This window comes from Bacillus sp. ChL18, from assembly GCF_026241425.1.
Taxonomy (GTDB): domain Bacteria; phylum Bacillota; class Bacilli; order Bacillales; family Bacillaceae; genus Bacillus; species Bacillus velezensis.
In genome coordinates this window covers 79,702-98,328 of record NZ_JAPHWE010000004.1, presented here as the reverse complement: position 1 = coordinate 98,328, position 18,627 = coordinate 79,702, and the positions used below count along the sequence as shown (strand labels likewise).

Genomic DNA, 18,627 nt, shown 5'->3' with positions numbered 1-18,627 from the left:
ATAAGTTTCTTAATCTTTCCCTCTATAAATCCCCGAATGAAAGGATATGGTCATGAAAGTTTTCGAAGCAACCACCCTCCTCGCCGCTGCTAAACAGCGCGCGGGTGAATATAAAAAACTGCGCGGTCAGATGGTCAACCTGAAAAAAGCGTTTCAAGGCATGGCTGATCTTGGTGACAATGATTTCTCCGGCCGGGGCGCAGACAACATCAAAGCTTTTTTCAAGGACCACGCCGGCGTCACAGACAGCTGGCTTGATCTGATCGACATGAAAATCGCATTTCTCACAAGCCTTCCCGGCAAGGTCGAAGACGCCGGACTTTCCGGTTCACATGTGGAGGAATCATTTCTGGAGCATGAGCTCACCCACGCCCTCAGTAAATCAAAGGCAATTATGGAAGGGCAAAAAAAGGACATGGGGTCCATCCTCAGAGAGATCGAAGACATCATCTCGCTTGATCTGTTTTCAACCGAAAGCACAGATCAGAAGCTTTCTTCAGCTGACAAAAAAAGAAGCGAAACGATACATAAACTCGGCAAACTTGATCACGATCTAACGAAAGAATACGCAGAAACCGAAGCGAACGAACAGTTCATCCAGACCGATTTTCAGCAGCTCCAAAACGCTACGGGAAAAGGGAAAAACGCTACTCCGCTTCACTACAACGCCAAAGCGTACCGTGAAAGTGATATTCATAAGAAAAAAGGCGATATCGCAAGACATTCGGATGCTTATTTGACGATTAAAAAGGAAGAAGCGAAAGAGCGGGAGATTGAAAAACTGAAAGAAAGACTGAAAAACTACGATTATGCGAATGCCGATGAATTCTACTCAATGGCCAAAACAATCGGCTATAAAAACCTGACAAAAGAACAGCAGCGCTACTTCACTCAAATTGAAAACACGCGTGAACTTACAGACGGTTTCAAAGGCGTTGCCGTCGGCCTTTATGATTCCGGAAAAGACGCGGTCACAGGCCTGTGGGATATGGTCACAGATCCGGGCGGAACGGTTGAAGCCATTACAGGAGCGGTGGCTCACCCGATCAAAACGTATGAAGCCATTTCAGCGGCAATCGAAGAATCGTACCAAAAAGACATGGTGAATGGCGACACCTACTCCAGAGCAAGATGGGTGTCATATGCAGTGGGCACCGTTGTGACATCAGTCGTCGGCACAAAAGGCGTCGGCGCCGTCTCAAAAACAGGCACAGCCGCCAAAGTGACAACCAAAGTCAAAACAGCAGCACGCAAATCCGCCACAGCACAAAAAGTGATAACGGTCTCAAAACAAACCGTTGACCACATCAAGCAAAAGGTCAACACAGGCATGGAAGTTTCAAAAAAACGCGTCAAAACCAAGTTGAATCAAATCGGAAATCTCACCCTGGCTGATATTCTCCCGTATCATCCGCGTCACGACTTAGTGCCGGCGGGCGTGCCTTACAATGCTGTCAACGGGGTCACACTTAAAGAAGGACTTCAGAAATTCGCCAAGGTCATCCTGCCGAAACCGTACGGAACCTCCGCAAGCGGCAGGCGGACACCGGCACCGCATGTACCGCCGGTAACGGTCAAATACGGCGAGCATTTTGCGAAATGGACCAGAAAGAAAGTATTGAAGCCGAATGTCATCTACAAAACAAAGGAAGGCTACACGTACACCACTGACAACTATGGTAGAATTACAAGTGTCAAAGCAGACTTGCAGCTGGGAGAAGCAAAACGCAACCAATATGCACAGTCAAAAGCAGGTAAACCAGACCGTCTGACAGATGACGACGGAGGCCACCTAATCGCCACCCAATTCAAAGGCTCAGGCCAATTCGACAACATCGTGCCGATGAATTCTCAGATTAATAGGAGCGGCGGCAGATGGTATGAAATGGAGCAAGAATGGGCAAAAGCTCTTAAAGAAGAACCTCCTAAAAGAGTTAATGTTAACATAGAATCTCTATATAAAGGTGACTCTTTAAGACCTACAAAATTCATAATCGAATATACGATTGGCAATAAAACAAAATTCGTGACAATAAAAAACCAAGCTGGAGGTTAAACCTATGGAAACTGAGAAAATGGGACAGTTATATCAACAAATAGCAGAACAGCTTAATGAAATGATTCCATCTGAATGGACAAAAATCATTCTTTATGCGGAAATATTAGATGATTCATCAGAAGTTTTCTTTTTCTTCAATACACCACAAAGTGAAGAGAATATCTATTCTCATGATATACCGAAACAATTCGATGTTAGTAAAAAAATATACGTGAGTTTATTAATTGAACTTCAAGAGTTATTCGAGGAGTTAAGAGAAGAATTTAAAGTAAACAACCAAGATATTTGGACCAATTTAACGCTCAAACTAGAGAATACTGGAAAATTCTCAATAGACTACGATTATACCGATGTCATCGCCTCAAACTTAAACGGTACTCAACGGCAAGTAGTATGGGAATATAAAAATTTAGGGATTTTGCCTGAAGATGAGAACGATAAAGAATTTGTAATAAGCTACTTCGGTCTATAAATCAATAATGGCTCAGCACTTTACTGCTGGGCTGTTTTTTATAACTAAGATCTCTCGACAATAGGAGTTTAAAAGGTTGGAAACTAAAAAAATGCAAGATTTGCACCAGATTATTTGTGATAAATTAAATGACATCATACCTTGTGAATGGACAAAAATATATCTTTATGCAGAAGTATTAGCTGACTCTACCATGGTTCTCTTTCACTTCAAGACACCAGAAAAATGTCAACTGATTTATTCGCAAGATATACCAGTCCGATACAGTGTAAGTAAAGATATCTTCAAAACTTTATTAAGAGAAATCCGTGAACTTTTTGAGGAATTACGAGCTGAGCACAAAAATAATAATGATCAGGTTTGGACGAACCTTACATTGACATTGGAGAGCAATGGTCCATTCCAACTTGATTATAATGATGACGATATTTTGGCATCTGAGCTTGATGGGTATCAAAGAATTGCATTATGGGAGTACAAAACTCTTGGAATTTTGCCTGAAGACGAGGAAGATCAAGAATTTTTAATTAGCTACCTAAATCTATAAATTTGAACTGGAGGTTAGCATGGAAACAGAAAAAATGGGTGAATTATATCAACAGATAGTAGAAGGCATTAACGAAATCATTCCTTCTGAATGGGAAAAGGTCATTCTTTATGCAGAAATACTCGACGATTCTTCTGAAGTTTTCTTTTATTTCAATCCTCCGCAAAGTGAGGATTATATCTATTCTCATAATATTCCTGAACACTATCATGTCAGTGAGGAGATTTATGAGGAGCTACTATTTGACTTGCATGACTTATTCGAGGAATTACGAGATGAATTTAAAGAAAACAATCAAGATATATGGACTAATCTAACACTTAATCTTGGGATAAGCGGAGAATTTTCGATAGATTATAATTATGAAGACGTTATTCAATCTCCATATACCATCTCTCAAAGACAAACAATCTGGACTTATAAAAATGTAGGAATTTATCCTAAGAGTAAACCTTTAAAATCCTTTTTAGAACAGTATCTAAATTCTCAAAATTAAAATTCCCCCTCCTTTATTGGGGGTTTTGTTGATACAAATGATCCTTACAAATTACCAATTATAATGCTGGAGGCTGATTCTTGTTGGAAAATGAATTAAATGCATTATATAGAAGCATGGCTGAAACCGTTAACGAAATGATACCAGAACCATGGGAGAAATTTTTGTTCTATGCTCAGATTTCAGAGACAGGCGGAGGCACTTACTTTTTTTACAATTCTCCAAATGAACCTAATCATTTTAAGTACAGTCTTGAAATTCCGTTCGAATTTGATATTGACGAAAATGAATTCGATCAGTATGAGATGGAATTATTTAAACTAAGTGGAAAAATGAGAGATGTTTTCAAAGATCATGATCAAGAATTATTTTATTCTTTCACTCTTAGCCTAGAAAGATCAGGAAAATTAACTGTCAACTTTGATTATACAGATTGGTTTAAGACAGATTATAGTTTCAGTGATCAGCTTATCATCTGGAAATTCAAATATTTAAGGGAAGAACCTAAGGATCCATCATTACAAAAATTAATAAAAAAATATTTAGATGAATATCCTGAAAATCCAATTTAATAAAGTTGGGATAATGATGTTAGAAAAAGCTTATCTAAAAATAACTGATGTCCTAGGAAAAATAATTCCTTCTGAATGGAGCAAAGTTGTTCTGTATGCAGAAATACTAGACGGTTCCAGAGAAGTGTATTTTTTCTTTCAAACACCCGAAAACGATGAATATATATACTCTCTTGACATTCCAGAACAATTTCAGGTCAGTAAAAAAATTTATACCGGACTACTACTAGACCTCCAAGAGTTGTTTATGCAGTTACACACTGAATTTAAAGAAAATAACCCCGAAGCATGGACAAATTTGACACTGAATCTTGAAAGCGATGGAACGTTCTCAATTGATTATGATTATTAAGATGTTATTGAATCTGATTTGGACGAATACGAAAGACAAATGATTTGGGAGTTCAATAACTTGGGGATTTTCCCTGAAGACGAAGAGGACAAAGAATTTGTTAAGGATTATCTAAATATTAAATAATGCTATCAACAAAGGTAGAGGATCATCAATGGTAGCTGTAAAAATGGGTGAACTATATCAAAAAATCGCTGAGCAACTAAACGTAATTATACCGTCTGATTGGGAAAGGGTATCTCCTCACTCACAGGTAGTTATCAGAAATAGCTTAAAAAGTAACTAGGAATAAAAAAGAGCCTAATTAAAACCTTAGGCTCTAGTTCTTCAACACTTATAGACCATTTGTATATGGTAATGCTTTAATAAAGTCCTCCATATAGTCCCAATCAGGTTTACCATTACTCTTGACAGGTAATTTAATTGTACTTTCTTCCATTCTCTCTTTATGCCACTTCCTGCCATAATTAAATCTATACTTTTCTTTCCTAATAACTGTAATAATGAACATTGCAGTAAATTTGTTTAATTCAAATTTTGGAATTAGAACATTAATATCATCAGATGCCCAAAATGGTTTAGGTTGATAAAAAGCCTCACCGACACCGTTTCCATTATAAGGAACCGTTATTACATTTTCAGGATATAAAGGAGGTAAATCACAATATTCTCTTAACCCATTATTTGAATCAATAGCAGTTATGAAAGGGGTATCTCCTGGTTTTAAATCCATTTTAGTTACCCTTTTCCCTTTCTTGATCTCAAATAAATCAGTATAAATAAATTCTTTCCAATTTGCGGGATTTAAGTTTATAGTCCTTTCTTTAATAACAGGTAATTTAATCTTATCAAAGTCAGGTATTGATGTATTGTAAACCCAGTCTGGAATTTTATTGGGAATCACTGTATTTCCTAACCTTTCTGGCGTTACTTTTCTCCCGAAGTTGTATCTATATTTTTCTTTTTTGATTAATAAAATATAATAAAAGGCTAATCTTTGATTTAATTCCTCTTTGGGTACTAGAACTAATACACTATCTGCAACATTACATTCATATGGATGATAGAAACCCTCGCATCTATTTGCCCCAGTTCTAGGAACAGTTATGATGTTTTTAAATCTTTTTTCTATATCATAATAACCTAACACACCATTATTCTTACTTCCTGCAGCGATAAGAGGGATCTCCCCTTCTTTTAGGTCTCTTTTTGTATCAGAAATATTACCATAGACTATATGAAAAATGTCCTTAATCATCACCATTAATTGTCACTCTCATTCATAGTAGAAAATAACATAAACTTTTTCAATTCACTTACAAAATCATCCTTAGAAATATTTGAGTAATCTGTTTCCAGATATGCTTCTGCACACCATTCATCTTGTGCAGTAACTTTTTGCATTACACTTATCCCTGCTTCCTCTTTCTTTGAAAAATAGTTTTCTAACCATTTATCTCTAATTTTTTCCCATGTAGAATACAAATCTGTTCTTCCTAAATGTTTTGTTTTTATAAAACCATCATCTTTCCAATAACCAAACCAAGTTTTATGATAACTATTATTACTGTGTGGTTGGTGTGCAGTGAATACCATGATACAAGGAATAACACCTACAGGATAAAATAATTCATCAGGCACTGACATAACAGCCTCAAGGGTGTGGTCTTTTAAAATTACTTCTTTCATAGGATGTGATGCAATAGCACAACTCATTGGAACAATTGCTATTCCTGTACCACCTGGTGTTAAGCAATTTAACATATGATAAACAAAATCAAGTTCATGTAAGCCTTCTCCCTTTTGAGAATAAGGGGGATTGATCATACCAACATCAGCTTTAAGGCTTTTAACTTCTTTAGTAATTGCCTCATCAAAACAGCTACCTTGATATAAGTTAGCTTTGCCATCTCCTCTAAGTATCATATTAGAGGCAGCTAGGGCAAACATATTAGGTTGCTGTTCTACACCAATAAGACAATTAGCCCTAATGTGTTCTCTTTCTTCCTCAGATTTAGACTTTCTCATCATTTCTGACATGGCTGAGATTAAAAAGCCACCTGTTCCACAGCAGGTATCTAGTACCTTATTTGCTGATGTTACTCCTGCAATTCTAGAAAATAAATCTGTAATATGTCTTGGAGTTAAAACAATTCCTAGTGCCTTTTTATCTCCACCAGTGTATTTAAGGAATTCTCCATAGAATTGACCTATCACATCAAAGTTTTCATAAATAGTTATAAAGGGTCTTACCTTTTCATCAATATCTGATACTAATCTAAACAGTGGAGTTTCATTGGTTTTCTTATCAAGTTTCGCCAATTCAGGATGTACTGAAATGAATGAATAAGGTTGTAGCATATTTTTTTTCTTTGCTTTAGGTATTTTAGCTGATTCAATCTCCCTTTTAATTGCTTCATACATTTGTGTAGGCAGTATAGAAAAAGGGTAACTCTGATAATTTAGTGAAAAAGCAGAGTCAGATAATGCAATTAATATTCCACTAACTAGTAATGGCTTTTCTGTTTCTGTCAACTTTGCATAATCCCTCATGTAGTTATGCAATTCTCTAGAGAAACTTAATAAGTCCTCAAACCTTTTCTTTTCAACATCAGGATTGTAACTTGCAATCTTAAAAAATTCATCAAAGGATAATATCATATCAATTTCAACATTGTATTGATTTACTAAAACCTTAGGTGCATCAGCTTCCTTTGCCCACAGAAAAACAGAGGTCTTTAATTCTTTTTCACTCTGACCACTTACAGCAATGGAAATCACATTATATGAAGTAGATAAGTGCTTTGCATACTTCAGTACACCATCTACTGCAAACTCTGAAAATTTATTTTGCTCTTTACTTTCATGCTTTTTAACATCAGCTTTACACTCAAAAACTATAATTAAATCTTTGTTTAAAGAGGAATGAACAATAAACTCTGGTTTTCCAACACCCTTACCATTTTTACTGGCTTTTGCTAAGCAATTTTTTATAGTTGGATTATAGCTTATTTGTTCTTCAACTTTTAGAAATTCATTATCAAAATATCCCAAATGTTTCAATTTATCCCTTACTAAATTTTCAGTAATTCTCTCATTCTTACTTAACATGCTTTATCCTCCAAACCCAATAACCTTAAAATTTCTTTTATGTAATTATACTATATAATAAAAATAAATTTATAGTATTTGAAAAACAGACAAAATAATATTAGCTACTTTCCTTTCTAACCTTTCACCAATGCAGATAATGGGGCAGTTCATTCATCATTTTATATTCTCTTCAAAATACCTTTAGTGATAAAAAAGAGTCCTAGCATCAACTACAACTCCATCACTCTCTTATACAGTTATTTATTTTCTTGTTCTTGTAGAGCTTTATAATAGCTCTCCTCCTCAATTTCCTTGAGTGTCCTTTTTAAATACTCAGTCTCTTAGTCTGAGTAATTGTCTTTTGGAGCTTGAACTTGAAGCTCTTTTTCATGCCTGGCAAATGTCTTAGCCATCCTAGTCCTAAACTCAATATTGTAATCTTGTAATCATAATAAGAATCAGAAGTTTCTATAAAGTCCTTATCATTTAACAGCTTGTCACCTTACTCATTTATGCCTCTCCCCCTCATCCAGCTTAACAGCTTTATCCTTTATAGCTCCTGTCAGTAGTAACTTGTAGTCTGTAGACATTCCTATATTATGTTTCACTTTAAAAACACCTATATTCTTGAGCTTCTCTATAGCCCTGGCTAATGGCTGTTATACTTAACCTTGACTTATCATAAAATCTGTCAAGGAAGTATCTACATAGCCTCCTGCCTCAGAGTCGCCTATGCCCATCATGAGCATTAAAATTTTACAGCTCTTTTCATCCGATTTGTTCCGAAAGTGTAAAGTAATCCCTGTCTTTCTGAGCTAAAATCTAACCTCACAAAGTATTCTCTCCTTTTCACTATGACAATTACTACAGTAAATAATGATACAGTGTTATCACAGGATACTGCAAAGAGTGCATAAAAAATTTGAAGTATGGGGTATTTTGAACTCAAGAGCAATACCTGCCTCCTTAGGAATTTCTCTTTCACTTAATACTCTATACATATAATGCATAGAGTTAACCCAAGATCTAACCTCTCTCTCATTTATTCTGCCAATTTTATCATTGTAGTTTTACAGATTTTTGTTCCAATTTATCGTCTAACACATCACTTAGCAACTCTTCTTTTGTAGCTTTATAAACTATCATGGTTTCACCTTTTCATTTCATAAATACGCATTTGAGTTTAATATGATAAAATAGCTCAAAATACCTTTGGATAAATATCTATTAACTGTTTATTCGATAAACTTTTTGTTAATTTCACCACATTAAAACAAACTAGTTTCTTTACCGGTTAAAAGGAAGACAGAAGTACGAGAATCTTTTACAGATTCTCGCATCCACATACCTTCTATTTTTTTATAAGCAACACACAACACTCCACATGATTCGTATGCGGGAACATATCCACCGGCTGCACTTCTAGCGTCTGATACCCGCCATCCTCAAGCACCCTCAGGTCTCTTGCAAGCGTTCCTGGATTGCAGGACACGTACACCACCCGCTTCGGTTTCATGTCGATGATTGTCCGCAGGAGGGCTTCGTCGCAGCCTTTTCTTGGCGGATCGACGACGAGGGTGTCGGCCGTGATGCCTTCTTTATACCATTTCGGAATGACTGTTTCCGCTTCTCCGACTGCGAATTCCGCGTTTGTGATGCCGTTCAGCTCAGCGTTGCGTTTCGCATCCTCGATGGCTTCCGGCACGATTTCGACGCCGTATACTTTCTTCGCCTGCTTCGCCAGAAATAGAGAAATGGTTCCGATGCCGCAGTAGGCGTCGATGACGGTTTCTTCCCCTTGCAGCTCCGCGTACTCAAGCGCTTTGTCGTAGAGCACTTTTGTCTGTTCCGGGTTAACCTGATAGAACGATCTGGCGGAGATGGCGAATTTGACGTCTCCGATGAGGTCGTAGATGTATTCTTCGCCCCAGATGACGTTTGTTTCGTTCCCAAAGATGACGTTTGTTTTGTTTGGATTGATGTTTTGCACGATGGATTTGACGTGCGGGAATTGCGCTGTGATGTTTTCGATGATTTTCGCTTTGTGCGGAAAATCGCTTGTTCTTGTGATGAAGACGATCATCATTTCGCCCGTGACGACGCCGTATCTGACCATAATGTGGCGGAGCCAGCCTTTGTGGCGTTCTTCGTTATAGGCTTTGACGCCGTAATTTGCACAGATGTCTTTGACGGCTTGGACGGCTTCGTCGTTTTTGGATTGCTGGATCAGGCAGGCGCTCATGTCGATGATGTCATGGCTTCTTTGCTGATAGAAGCCGGCGACGAGTCCGCCTTCTCTTTCTCCTACCGGCACCTGCGCTTTGTTTCTGTAGTTCCACGGGTCTTCCATGCCGAGCGTCGGGTGCACGGTGACTTTTGAGAGGTCCAGCTTGCCGATCCGTTCTAAGACGTCTTTGACTTGTTTCTGTTTAAACAAAAGCTGGCCTTCATAGGTCATGTGCTGAAGCTGGCAGCCGCCGCATTGTTTGTAGATTGGGCACGGGGCATCCGTTCTGTGCGGGCTTTCTTCCTTCAGCTCGATTAAGCGGCCGAAAGCGAAGCCTTTTTTGACGCGTGTCACTTTGATTTGCGCTTTTTCCTCAGGCAGGGCGTTCGGCACGAAGATCGGGAAGCCCTGAACCTTTGCGACGCCCGCTCCTTCGTGCGTCAAATCCTCAAATGTCACATCATAGTATTCATTTTTTTCTATCGGGGGTTTCATTTTCATCTATAATCACCTCTAGTTTTACCAATTGCCTTGTTTCAGCGTGCTGGCAAACCTTCAAATTCAATGTCAGCCTTCAAAGGTTTCCGATCACGCTGAAAAGATGACAAAATCCTAAAACGAATACTGTTTTAGGATTTTGTCCGCGTATTAATCATCCAGCTGTTCCGCTTTCTCTTTCGGCATGATGACGTGAATATGCCGGTACAGATTCACGAATTCGCCCGGCAGCATGCCGCCGTATTCGCCGTCCAGGTTCAGCTGCATCTTTTCTGATACATTGACTTTCACGCGGTTCGCTTTTGTGTAAATAATGTGCTGATCGTTAATATGATCGCCTCTGAGCGCCATGCTCGCGACTCTGATAAACTCCGCGAGATTGGCTTTTTTCAAAATAATCAAATCAAACATGCCGTCATTCAGGCTGGAATCAGGGGCCAGCTTCTCGAATCCGCCGACCGAGTTGGTCAGCGTCACTAAAAACAGCATAATTTCGCCTTGAAACAGCTTGCCGTCATATTCAATCTCGACTTCTGTCGGTCGAAGTGAAGGCAGCATTTCCATTCCCTTTAAATAATAAGCAAGCTGGCCAAGCATCGTTTTCAGTTTACTCGGCACATCATACGTCAGCTCCGTCAGACGGCCTCCTCCGGCGATGTTGATAAAGTACTGACCATTCACCTGGCCGATGTCGATCGGGCGGGCCACGCCGTTAATGACGGTATCAGCGGCATTCAGTATATTCTCTCTCGGAATGCCCAGCGCTCTGGCGAAGTCATTTGTCGTGCCGACCGGAATGATGCCGAGTGTCGGGCGTTTGTCTAACGGCGCAAGACCGTTGACGACTTCATTAATCGTTCCGTCTCCGCCGGCAGCGATAATCAGGTCAAACTCCCGCAAAGCGGCTTCTGTTGCGGCGTGGGTGGCATCCCCCGCGCATGTGGTGGCATGGGTGGAGGTTTCATAACCGGCTTGTTCAAATTTTTGCAGGACCTGGGCAAGATTTTTCTTAAAAAGCTCCCGTCCTGAAGTCGGATTGTATATTATGCGTGCACGTTTCATTATCTCATCATCCTACTTAAGAGTATCCGATCCATTATTAACACTAACAACCTTTAATTATACTATGACTTGAGAAAATCGCAACAATATGTACAGGAATTCCCAGAAGAAAAAAGGCCCCGGCTCCGTTTAAGGAGCCAAGGCCCGCTGTCTTACTCTTCTTCCGTTCCAGGTTTTTTCTTACGGAATTTCGCTAATACTTCATATACGATCGGCACAATCAGAAGGGTAAGCAGAGTCGAACTGATTAAACCGCCGATAACGGTGACACCGAGTCCTTTAGAAATGACCTGACTGCCGCCTTCGAAGCCCAATGCCAATGGAAGCAGGGCACCGATTGTCGCGATCGCCGTCATCAGAATCGGACGCAATCTCGTAGAACCCGCCTCCAGGAGCGCTTCTCTCGTCGATAAGCCTTCCGCTTCTTTATGGATGACGCGGTCAATTAAGACAATGGCGTTTGTGACGACGATTCCGATCAGCATCAGCATACCGATCATGGCATTCAGACTGATCGTCTCTCCGGATACATACAGGCCGGCTAATGCGCCGATGACTGTAAACGGAAGCGAGAACAGAATCGCAAACGGCGCTAATGCTCCGCCGAACGTGATCACAAGAACGAGGTATACGATGGCGATTGCGGCAAGCATCGCTAAGCCGAGTTTCGTAAAGGAATCAGCAATATCCGCTGATACACCGCCGGTATCAATGGATACATTGTCCGGCTTATCCAGTTTGTCAACTTTCTTTTGAACGGCTGATGACACCTTCGTGACGTTGTCAGAAGTGACGGTTGCCGTTACGTCAGCGTACACTTTGCCGTCGCGTTTGGAAATGGTATCGGATGTCGTGCCATTTTTCACTTTCGCCACATCGCCGATTTTTACTTCTTGGCCTGCAGGCGATGTGATGGTTTTATCCTCTAATTCTTTTACACTCTTATACTGGTCTTTTTCTGTTTTGATGTTGACGTCAAGCTCTTTGCCGTCTTTTTTCACCGTTGTCAAAGGAGACTGTGACGTTTGGGACATCAGGGCTTGGGAGATTTGCGAAGCCGTCAGGCCCTGCTTGCTGAGTTTCTCCTGGTCAGCGGTGAACGTGTACTCATCATATGTGCTGGAAAGGCCTGAGTTGATGTCTTTCAGATCCTTCTGCTTTTTCATGATGCCTTCGATGTCTTTGACCGTGCCTTTAATATCAGACTCTGAATCTCCGTACACATAGTACGTTAATTCATTGTTGTTGCCTGACGAGCTGAAATTTTGTGATTTCCATTCGCCGCGGCTGGATGTTTTTTTGATTTCTTTTAAGACATTGTCTTTTTCTTTGTCAAAATCAGGCGTGTCATCCTCGTATTTCACGTAGAACAATGCGCCGTTTGAGCTTCCGCCGAGCGGACTTTGCGAACCTAAAGAATACTGAACGGTATCGACATGTTTGCGTTTAAGCAGCATGTCTTCCGCTTTTTGCGCAGCTTTTTCAGCTTCGCTTTTCGTTTCGCCCGGTTCAGGCGTATATGTGAGCTGCATCGTTTTGTCCGCTTGCGCAGGCAGGTAGCTCGCGCCGATCAGAGGTACGAGGAACAAACTGCCGACAAGCATCAGAACCGCGATGATAGATGTAATCCATTTATGTCTTAATGACCAATTCAGCACTTTTTTATAGAAATTGGCCAATCTGCCCGGCTTATGCTCTTTCGCTTTAACAGGCGCGCCTGTGAGCGATTTTTTGAATAAGCTGTGCGCAAGCATCGGCACCAGTGTGATCGAAATCAACAGCGATGCGGCAAGCGCGAAGACGATTGTTAATGCAAACGGCATAAACAGTTCGCCGATCTGTCCGCCGACCATGGCAAGCGGCAGGAATACGGCAATGGTTACGATCGTTGATGACATGATCGGTTTAAACATTTCTTTCGTCGCTTCACGCACCAATTGCTTCCCGCGTAAAGGTTCATCTTTCAGCCTCATGCGGCGGTAAATGTTTTCGATCACGACAATCGAGTCGTCGACTACCCGTCCGATGGCGACCGTCATCGCACCGAGCGTCATTATGTTCAATGTGACATCAAGCTGATTCAGCACAAGAAGCGCAATCAGCAGTGACAGCGGGATGGAAATGATAGAAATCATCGTTGACTTAATATCTCTTAAGAATAAGAGAATGATCACGACCGCAAAAATCGCGCCGAAAATCGCTTTGCTTAACATCGTATCCACCGACTCTGTAATCGGCTCTGCCATATCAAGAGTCGAGCTGTACTTGAACCCTTTGTGGTCTTTTTTGTATTGATTCAGTTCATCTTTAATCGCATCGGCCACTTCTACCGTGTTGGCGTCATTGGCTTTTACGATATTAATTCCGATGCTGTCCTTTCCGTTCGTGCGGGAAATGGATTCAGCTTTTTTCACATCTTTAATGTCAGCAATGTCAGAAAGCTTGACTGTCGGCACCCCTGCTGCCGCGCTTTGCTGTGCCTGCTGCATAGCCTGAGCGTCCGCCGCAGATGCCGCACCGGCTCCGCCCGCTTGACCTTGAGCGGCAGAAGAAGATGTGACCGGAATTCTCATATCTTTCAGATCTTTAATTGACGTAATATTTCCGTTAACGACAACTGATTTTTCTTTGTTGCCGAACGTGTACAATCCAAGCGGCGTATTGACGTCAGAGCCTTGGATCACTTTCTTGACGGTATCTTCATCAAGTCCGTACTCTTTCATTTTTTTGTCTTTGAAAGAGAATTCCACCTGCTCCTCCTGCTGTCCGGAAACTTGCAAAGACGCAACGCCCTGAATGCCTTCAAGCTTAGGAACGAGAGTGTTTTCCACATTTTTGGTCAGGTCTTCAAGCGAGCTTTTGCCGCTTGTCACACTGAGCGTCAAAATCGGGAAAGAGTTGAGGCTGTAACGGGAAATGTCAGGTTTTTTCGCGTCGTCAGGAAGGCTGACACTGTCCAGCGCTTCAGCGACTTCGGTTTTCGCCTTGTCCATATCCTTGCTGTAATCATATTCAATCATAACCGATGAGACGTTTTCAGAGGATGTGGACGTTACGACGCTCACTCCTTCTAAATTCTGGACCGCCTGCTCGATCGGTTTTGTCACGTCATCCGCAACTTGACTCGGAGCAGCTCCGGGATAAGTCGTATTTACTGAAAGGTAAGGCATGTTGACGTCCGGTATGGATTCCTGCTTCATATTCATACCGGCATACAGCCCTGCTACAGTAACGATAATCGTCATCAGCCAAACTGCGAATTTGTTCTTCAGTACAAAGTTAATAATGTGGTTCATCATGTCCTCCGTTAATTTTTATTGACTGACTGGTCATTCTATATAATACTAAACGGTATAACTCAACATCGTCAACTAATAAGGCAGTAAATTTTTCTAAATTTTTCAGGATTAAGGGGAAGCACGTCATGAACGAAAAAAAAGAGAAAATCATAAAAACAGGCATCCATTTATTTGCCAAAAAAGGGTTTTCTTCAACAACCATTCAGGAAATCGCCGGTGAATGCGGAATTTCAAAAGGAGCCTTCTATCTCCATTTCAAATCAAAAGAAGACCTTTTGCTGTCAGCATGTGAGTATTACATCGGCATGTCTATGGAAGAAATAAAGAAAATCAAAACAGAACATCAGCATAAACCGCCTAAGGACGTATTCCGAAAACAAATCGCTTATCAATTCCAGGAATTCATGGAGCACAAGGACTTTATCATTCTCTTGCTGAGCGAAAAGGTCATTCCTGAAAATCAAAAGGTCAAACAGTATTTTCACGAGGCCAATATTCAATTTAACATGCTGTATCGGGATGCGTTGCTCTCCGTTTACGGAGATGCCGTCACACCGTTTTTAGCGGATGCGTCCGTTATGGCGCAAGGAATTGTGAGCTCCTATATTCATTTCTTGATTTTTAATGAACATACGGCATTCCGGACGGAAAACGTGGCGGCCTTTCTGATTGCCAGAATCGATGACCTGATTACGGGACTGATAAAAGACAACCCCGATCCGCTGCTGCCTGAGGATATCTTCACACAGCCCGCGGCGGACAGAGAAAGACTGCTTGCGGATATTCAAAAGATAAAAGCACAGCAGGGGCTCCCTGAGGACGTCCTCGTATCGCTTGAAGTCATTGAAGAGGAATGCGCAAAGGAAGAGCCGCGAAAACCGATTATTAAAGGAATGCTGTCCAACTTGGCAGGCAGCGGAAATGAGCAGATTGAAACGCTGCGGGCTTCCATTGAAACCTATTTCAGCTTATAAAAAAGAGACCGGCGCTTACCGGTCTCCGTGTCAGCAGCGCCCTTAGAGGCGGCTGCTTTTTTTATCGTTTTTTGATTTCTTCAAGTAAGATCTTGTTGACCATCGGCGGGTTGGCCTGTCCTTTTGAGGCTTTCATAATCTGCCCGACAAGGAAGCCGATCGCACGGTCTTTTCCGTTTTTAAAGTCTTCAATTGACTGCGGGTTGCTGTCAAGCGCATCTGTTACCAGCTTCAGAAGCACGCTTTCGTCAGAAATCTGCACGAGGCCTTTTTCTTTGACGATTTTTTCTGCGTCGCCGCCTTTTTCAATTAATTCTTTAAAGACTTTCTTCGCGATTTTGGACGAGATGGTTCCTTTTTCAATCAGCTTAATCATGTCGGCAAGGCCTTCAGGAGTCAGCGCGACATCCTCAAGCTCTTTTTGTTCGGCGTTCAGGTAAGCTGAGACTTCACCCATCAGCCAGTTTGATGCCTGCTTGGCTTCTGCGCCTTTATTGACCGTTTCTTCGAAGAAATCAGCCATTTCTTTCGTCAGCGTCAGAACCATTGCGTCATAAGCCGGCAGGCCGAGCTCTTCGATATAACGCTTGCGGCGCTCGTCCGGAAGCTCAGGAATGGTTGCTCTTACGCGTTCTTTCCATTCGTCATCAATGTAGAGCTCGACAAGGTCAGGCTCAGGGAAATAACGATAGTCGTCAGAACCTTCTTTGACACGCATCAAAATGGTTTTTTTCGTCGCTTCATCGTAGCGGCGCGTCTCCTGCTGAATGACTCCGCCTGACAGAAGCACCTGCTCTTGGCGTTTTTCTTCATGCTCAAGTCCTTTTTGCACGAACGCGAAGGAGTTCAGGTTTTTCAGCTCCGTTTTTGTGCCGAATTTCTCCTGGCCGATCGGACGGAGGGAAATGTTGGCGTCACAGCGCAGTGAACCTTCTTCCATTTTACAGTCGGAAACGCCTGTGTATTGGATAATTGATTTCAGCTTTTCGAGATATGCGTAAGCTTCCTCCGGTGTGCGGATATCCGGCTCAGATACAATCTCGACAAGCGGCGTGCCCTGGCGGTTGAAGTCAACGAGGGAATAGCCGTCGCCCGTATGCGTCAGTTTTCCCGCATCTTCTTCAAGGTGAAGACGGGTAATGCCGATTTTTTTCGTTTTTCCGCCGACTTCGATTTCGATCCATCCGTTTTCGCCGATCGGCTTGTCAAACTGAGAAATTTGATATGCCTTCGGGTTGTCCGGGTAGAAATAGTTTTTCCGGTCAAACTTCGTATCCGTTGCGATTTCGCAGTTCAAAGCCATTGCGGCTTTCATCGCGAATTCGACCGCTTCTTTGTTCAAAACGGGCAGCACGCCGGGATAGCCGAGGTCGATGACGCTCGTTTGGGTATTCGCTTCCGCGCCGAATGGCGTCGGTGAGCTTGAGAAAATTTTAGATTTTGTTTTTAATTCCACATGGACTTCAAGTCCGATTACCGTTTCAAAGTTCACTTCATTTCACCCCTTACAGTTCAGGTTTCGCTTTATGATGATCTGTTGCCTGCTCAAAAGCATGAGCGACGCGGTATACAGTGCCTTCATCGAAGTGTTTTCCGATGATTTGCAGTCCGAGCGGCAGTCCGTCCGCAAATCCGCACGGCACGCTGATTCCCGGCACACCCGCGAGGTTGACAGGAATCGTTAAAATATCGTTGGCGTACATTGTGAGCGGATCGCTGGTTTTTTCGCCGATTTTGAATGCCGGTGTCGGCGTTGTCGGTCCGACGATGACATCGTATTTCTCAAATACGTCTTCAAAATCTTTTTTAATAAGCGTGCGCACTTTTTGCGCTTTTTTGTAATACGCGTCATAGTAGCCGGAGCTGAGCGCGAAGGTGCCGAGCATGATGCGGCGCTTCACTTCATTGCCGAAGCCTTCTGAGCGTGTCTGTTTATAAAGGTCGATCAGGTTGTCCGCATTGTCTGAGCGGTAGCCGTAGCGGATGCCGTCAAAGCGCGCAAGGTTTGCAGACGCTTCGGAAGAAGACAGCAGATAATACGTCGCAAGCGCGTATTTGCTGTGCGGCAGAGATACTTCTTCCCATGTCGCTCCGAGGTCTTCAAGCACTTTTAAAGCGGCTAAAACCGATTCTTTCGCTTCTTTGCCGACGCCTTCTCCGAGATATTCTTTCGGTACGGCGATTTTTAAGCCTTTAATATCGCCAGTTAATGAAGAAAGAAAGTCCGGCACTTCGACATTGGCGCTCGTAGAGTCCATTTTGTCCGGGCCTGAAATCGCCTGAAGCAGGAATGCGTTATCTTCTACGTTTCTTGTGATCGGTCCGATCTGGTCCAGTGAAGACGCAAAAGCGACCAAACCGTAACGCGACACGCGTCCGTATGTAGGCTTTAATCCGACGACGCCGCAGAAAGAAGCCGGCTGGCGGATGGAGCCGCCCGTATCAGATCCGAGTGAAAACGGCACTTCGCCCGCGGCAACCGCAGCTGCGGAACCGCCGCTTGATCCGCCGGGAACCGTATCGAGATTCCAAGGGTTTTTCGTCGCTTTGTACGCGGAGTTTTCAGTAGAAGAACCCATCGCGAACTCGTCCATATTCAGCTTTCCGATCGTGACGGCTTCAGCAGCTTGAAGGCGCTCCACGACCGTCGCATCGTAAATCGGATCGAAGTTTTCGAGGATTTTGCTTGAGCATGTTGTGCGAAGCCCTTTGGTCACGATGTTGTCTTTGACGCCGATCGGCATTCCGAAGAGAAGACCGTGTTCAGACCGTCCGTCAACCGCTTCGTCAAGTTCTTTCGCGTAAGCGCGGGCTCTTTCTTCATCAAGCTGTAAAAACGCCTGCACCTTATCATCCACGGATGCGATCCGTTTGTAAGATTCATCAACAAGATCAGAAATCTTGATTTCTTTTTTATGTATCATTTGTTTCAGTTCTGTGATTTTGTGATCAAATAATGACATACTGTCTCCCTCC

The 18,627-nt window shown here is 42.2% G+C and carries 14 protein-coding genes and 2 pseudogenes; 8 read left to right on the top strand and 8 right to left on the bottom strand.

From position 1 onward, the window contains the following. The first annotated feature begins 52 nt into the window (after nt 1-52). The 7 genes and pseudogenes from OQ477_RS18880 to OQ477_RS21110 all read left to right on the top strand — a co-directional run bounded on the left by OQ477_RS18880 (nt 53) and on the right by OQ477_RS21110 (nt 4,784). Nucleotides 53-2,056: a T7SS effector LXG polymorphic toxin gene (locus tag OQ477_RS18880; protein ID WP_265973478.1), complete on the top strand. Its 2,004-nt coding sequence runs from the start codon at nt 53-55 to the stop codon at nt 2,054-2,056. Between the two features lie 4 nt (nt 2,057-2,060). After that, complete coding sequence (locus OQ477_RS18875) at nt 2,061-2,531, top strand: antitoxin YezG family protein (RefSeq protein ID WP_265973477.1); 471 nt, start codon at nt 2,061-2,063, stop codon at nt 2,529-2,531. Between the two features lie 76 nt (nt 2,532-2,607). Further along, nucleotides 2,608-3,078, top strand: coding sequence for a TIGR01741 family protein (locus tag OQ477_RS18870; RefSeq protein ID WP_265973476.1), 471 nt, complete (start codon nt 2,608-2,610; stop codon nt 3,076-3,078). 19 nt (nt 3,079-3,097) lie between these two features. Further along, complete coding sequence (locus tag OQ477_RS18865) at nt 3,098-3,574, top strand: antitoxin YezG family protein (protein ID WP_265973475.1); 477 nt, start codon at nt 3,098-3,100, stop codon at nt 3,572-3,574. Nucleotides 3,575-3,657: 83 nt separating this feature from the next. Continuing rightward, entirely contained in the window at nt 3,658-4,146 is a 489-nt protein-coding gene (locus tag OQ477_RS18860; RefSeq protein WP_265973474.1) for an immunity protein YezG family protein, read from the top strand. A 16-nt stretch (nt 4,147-4,162) separates the two neighbouring features. Further along, nucleotides 4,163-4,624 (top strand): annotated as a pseudogene (locus OQ477_RS18855) (immunity protein YezG family protein). A gap of 28 nt (nt 4,625-4,652) precedes the next feature. After that, the gene (locus OQ477_RS21110; RefSeq protein WP_416346539.1) at nt 4,653-4,784 is read left to right on the top strand and encodes an immunity protein YezG family protein; all 132 of its coding nucleotides are present in this window, start codon (nt 4,653-4,655) and stop codon (nt 4,782-4,784) included. A 48-nt stretch (nt 4,785-4,832) separates the two neighbouring features. Here OQ477_RS21110 and OQ477_RS18850 read toward each other — a convergent pair whose 3' ends face one another. From OQ477_RS18850 to OQ477_RS18825, 6 genes and pseudogenes are all read right to left on the bottom strand, one after another. After that, nucleotides 4,833-5,762 (bottom strand): restriction endonuclease subunit S, encoded by a 930-nt coding sequence (locus tag OQ477_RS18850; protein WP_265973473.1) that lies wholly within the window; start codon nt 5,760-5,762, stop codon nt 4,833-4,835. Next, a complete protein-coding gene (locus OQ477_RS18845; protein WP_265973472.1) occupies nt 5,762-7,609 on the bottom strand; it encodes an HsdM family class I SAM-dependent methyltransferase in 1,848 nt (615 codons plus the stop codon). The genes OQ477_RS18850 and OQ477_RS18845 overlap by 1 nt, the downstream gene beginning before the upstream one ends. A gap of 881 nt (nt 7,610-8,490) precedes the next feature. Further along, nucleotides 8,491-8,737 (bottom strand): annotated as a pseudogene (locus OQ477_RS21105) (ATP-binding protein); the annotation flags it as partial. A 205-nt stretch (nt 8,738-8,942) separates the two neighbouring features. After that, entirely contained in the window at nt 8,943-10,319 is a 1,377-nt protein-coding gene (gene rlmD, locus OQ477_RS18835) for a 23S rRNA (uracil(1939)-C(5))-methyltransferase RlmD (protein ID WP_265973471.1), read from the bottom strand. A gap of 147 nt (nt 10,320-10,466) precedes the next feature. Next, nucleotides 10,467-11,378, bottom strand: coding sequence for a diacylglycerol kinase (locus tag OQ477_RS18830; protein ID WP_007609891.1), 912 nt, complete (start codon nt 11,376-11,378; stop codon nt 10,467-10,469). A 152-nt stretch (nt 11,379-11,530) separates the two neighbouring features. Continuing rightward, the gene (locus OQ477_RS18825; RefSeq protein WP_265973470.1) at nt 11,531-14,674 is read right to left on the bottom strand and encodes an efflux RND transporter permease subunit; all 3,144 of its coding nucleotides are present in this window, start codon (nt 14,672-14,674) and stop codon (nt 11,531-11,533) included. Between the two features lie 128 nt (nt 14,675-14,802). Between OQ477_RS18825 and OQ477_RS18820 the strand changes: the two genes are divergently transcribed. Then, the gene (locus OQ477_RS18820; RefSeq protein WP_007609880.1) at nt 14,803-15,651 is read left to right on the top strand and encodes a TetR/AcrR family transcriptional regulator; all 849 of its coding nucleotides are present in this window, start codon (nt 14,803-14,805) and stop codon (nt 15,649-15,651) included. A 61-nt stretch (nt 15,652-15,712) separates the two neighbouring features. On the opposite strand, the gene gatB is transcribed toward OQ477_RS18820, so the two are convergent. Beyond that, the gene (gene gatB / locus OQ477_RS18815; RefSeq protein ID WP_105937997.1) at nt 15,713-17,143 is read right to left on the bottom strand and encodes an Asp-tRNA(Asn)/Glu-tRNA(Gln) amidotransferase subunit GatB; all 1,431 of its coding nucleotides are present in this window, start codon (nt 17,141-17,143) and stop codon (nt 15,713-15,715) included. Between the two features lie 13 nt (nt 17,144-17,156). Then, the gene (gene gatA / locus OQ477_RS18810; RefSeq protein ID WP_007609878.1) at nt 17,157-18,614 is read right to left on the bottom strand and encodes an Asp-tRNA(Asn)/Glu-tRNA(Gln) amidotransferase subunit GatA; all 1,458 of its coding nucleotides are present in this window, start codon (nt 18,612-18,614) and stop codon (nt 17,157-17,159) included. Nucleotides 18,615-18,627 lie beyond the last annotated feature (13 nt).

Bases quoted from the DNA above. Each gene is read 5' to 3' on its own strand.
- OQ477_RS18880 (WP_265973478.1), top strand. From the start codon at position 53: ATGAAAGTTTTCGAAGCAACCACCCTCCTCGCCGCTGCTAAACAGCGC.
- OQ477_RS18875 (WP_265973477.1), top strand. From the start codon at position 2,061: ATGGAAACTGAGAAAATGGGACAGTTATATCAACAAATAGCAGAACAG.
- OQ477_RS18865 (WP_265973475.1), top strand. From the start codon at position 3,098: ATGGAAACAGAAAAAATGGGTGAATTATATCAACAGATAGTAGAAGGC.
- OQ477_RS21110 (WP_416346539.1), top strand. From the start codon at position 4,653: ATGGTAGCTGTAAAAATGGGTGAACTATATCAAAAAATCGCTGAGCAA.
- OQ477_RS18850 (WP_265973473.1), bottom strand. From the start codon at position 5,762: ATGGTGATGATTAAGGACATTTTTCATATAGTCTATGGTAATATTTCT.
- OQ477_RS18845 (WP_265973472.1), bottom strand. From the start codon at position 7,609: ATGTTAAGTAAGAATGAGAGAATTACTGAAAATTTAGTAAGGGATAAA.
- rlmD (WP_265973471.1), bottom strand. From the start codon at position 10,319: ATGAAAATGAAACCCCCGATAGAAAAAAATGAATACTATGATGTGACA.
- OQ477_RS18830 (WP_007609891.1), bottom strand. From the start codon at position 11,378: ATGAAACGTGCACGCATAATATACAATCCGACTTCAGGACGGGAGCTT.
- OQ477_RS18825 (WP_265973470.1), bottom strand. From the start codon at position 14,674: ATGAACCACATTATTAACTTTGTACTGAAGAACAAATTCGCAGTTTGG.
- OQ477_RS18820 (WP_007609880.1), top strand. From the start codon at position 14,803: ATGAACGAAAAAAAAGAGAAAATCATAAAAACAGGCATCCATTTATTT.
- gatA (WP_007609878.1), bottom strand. From the start codon at position 18,614: ATGTCATTATTTGATCACAAAATCACAGAACTGAAACAAATGATACAT.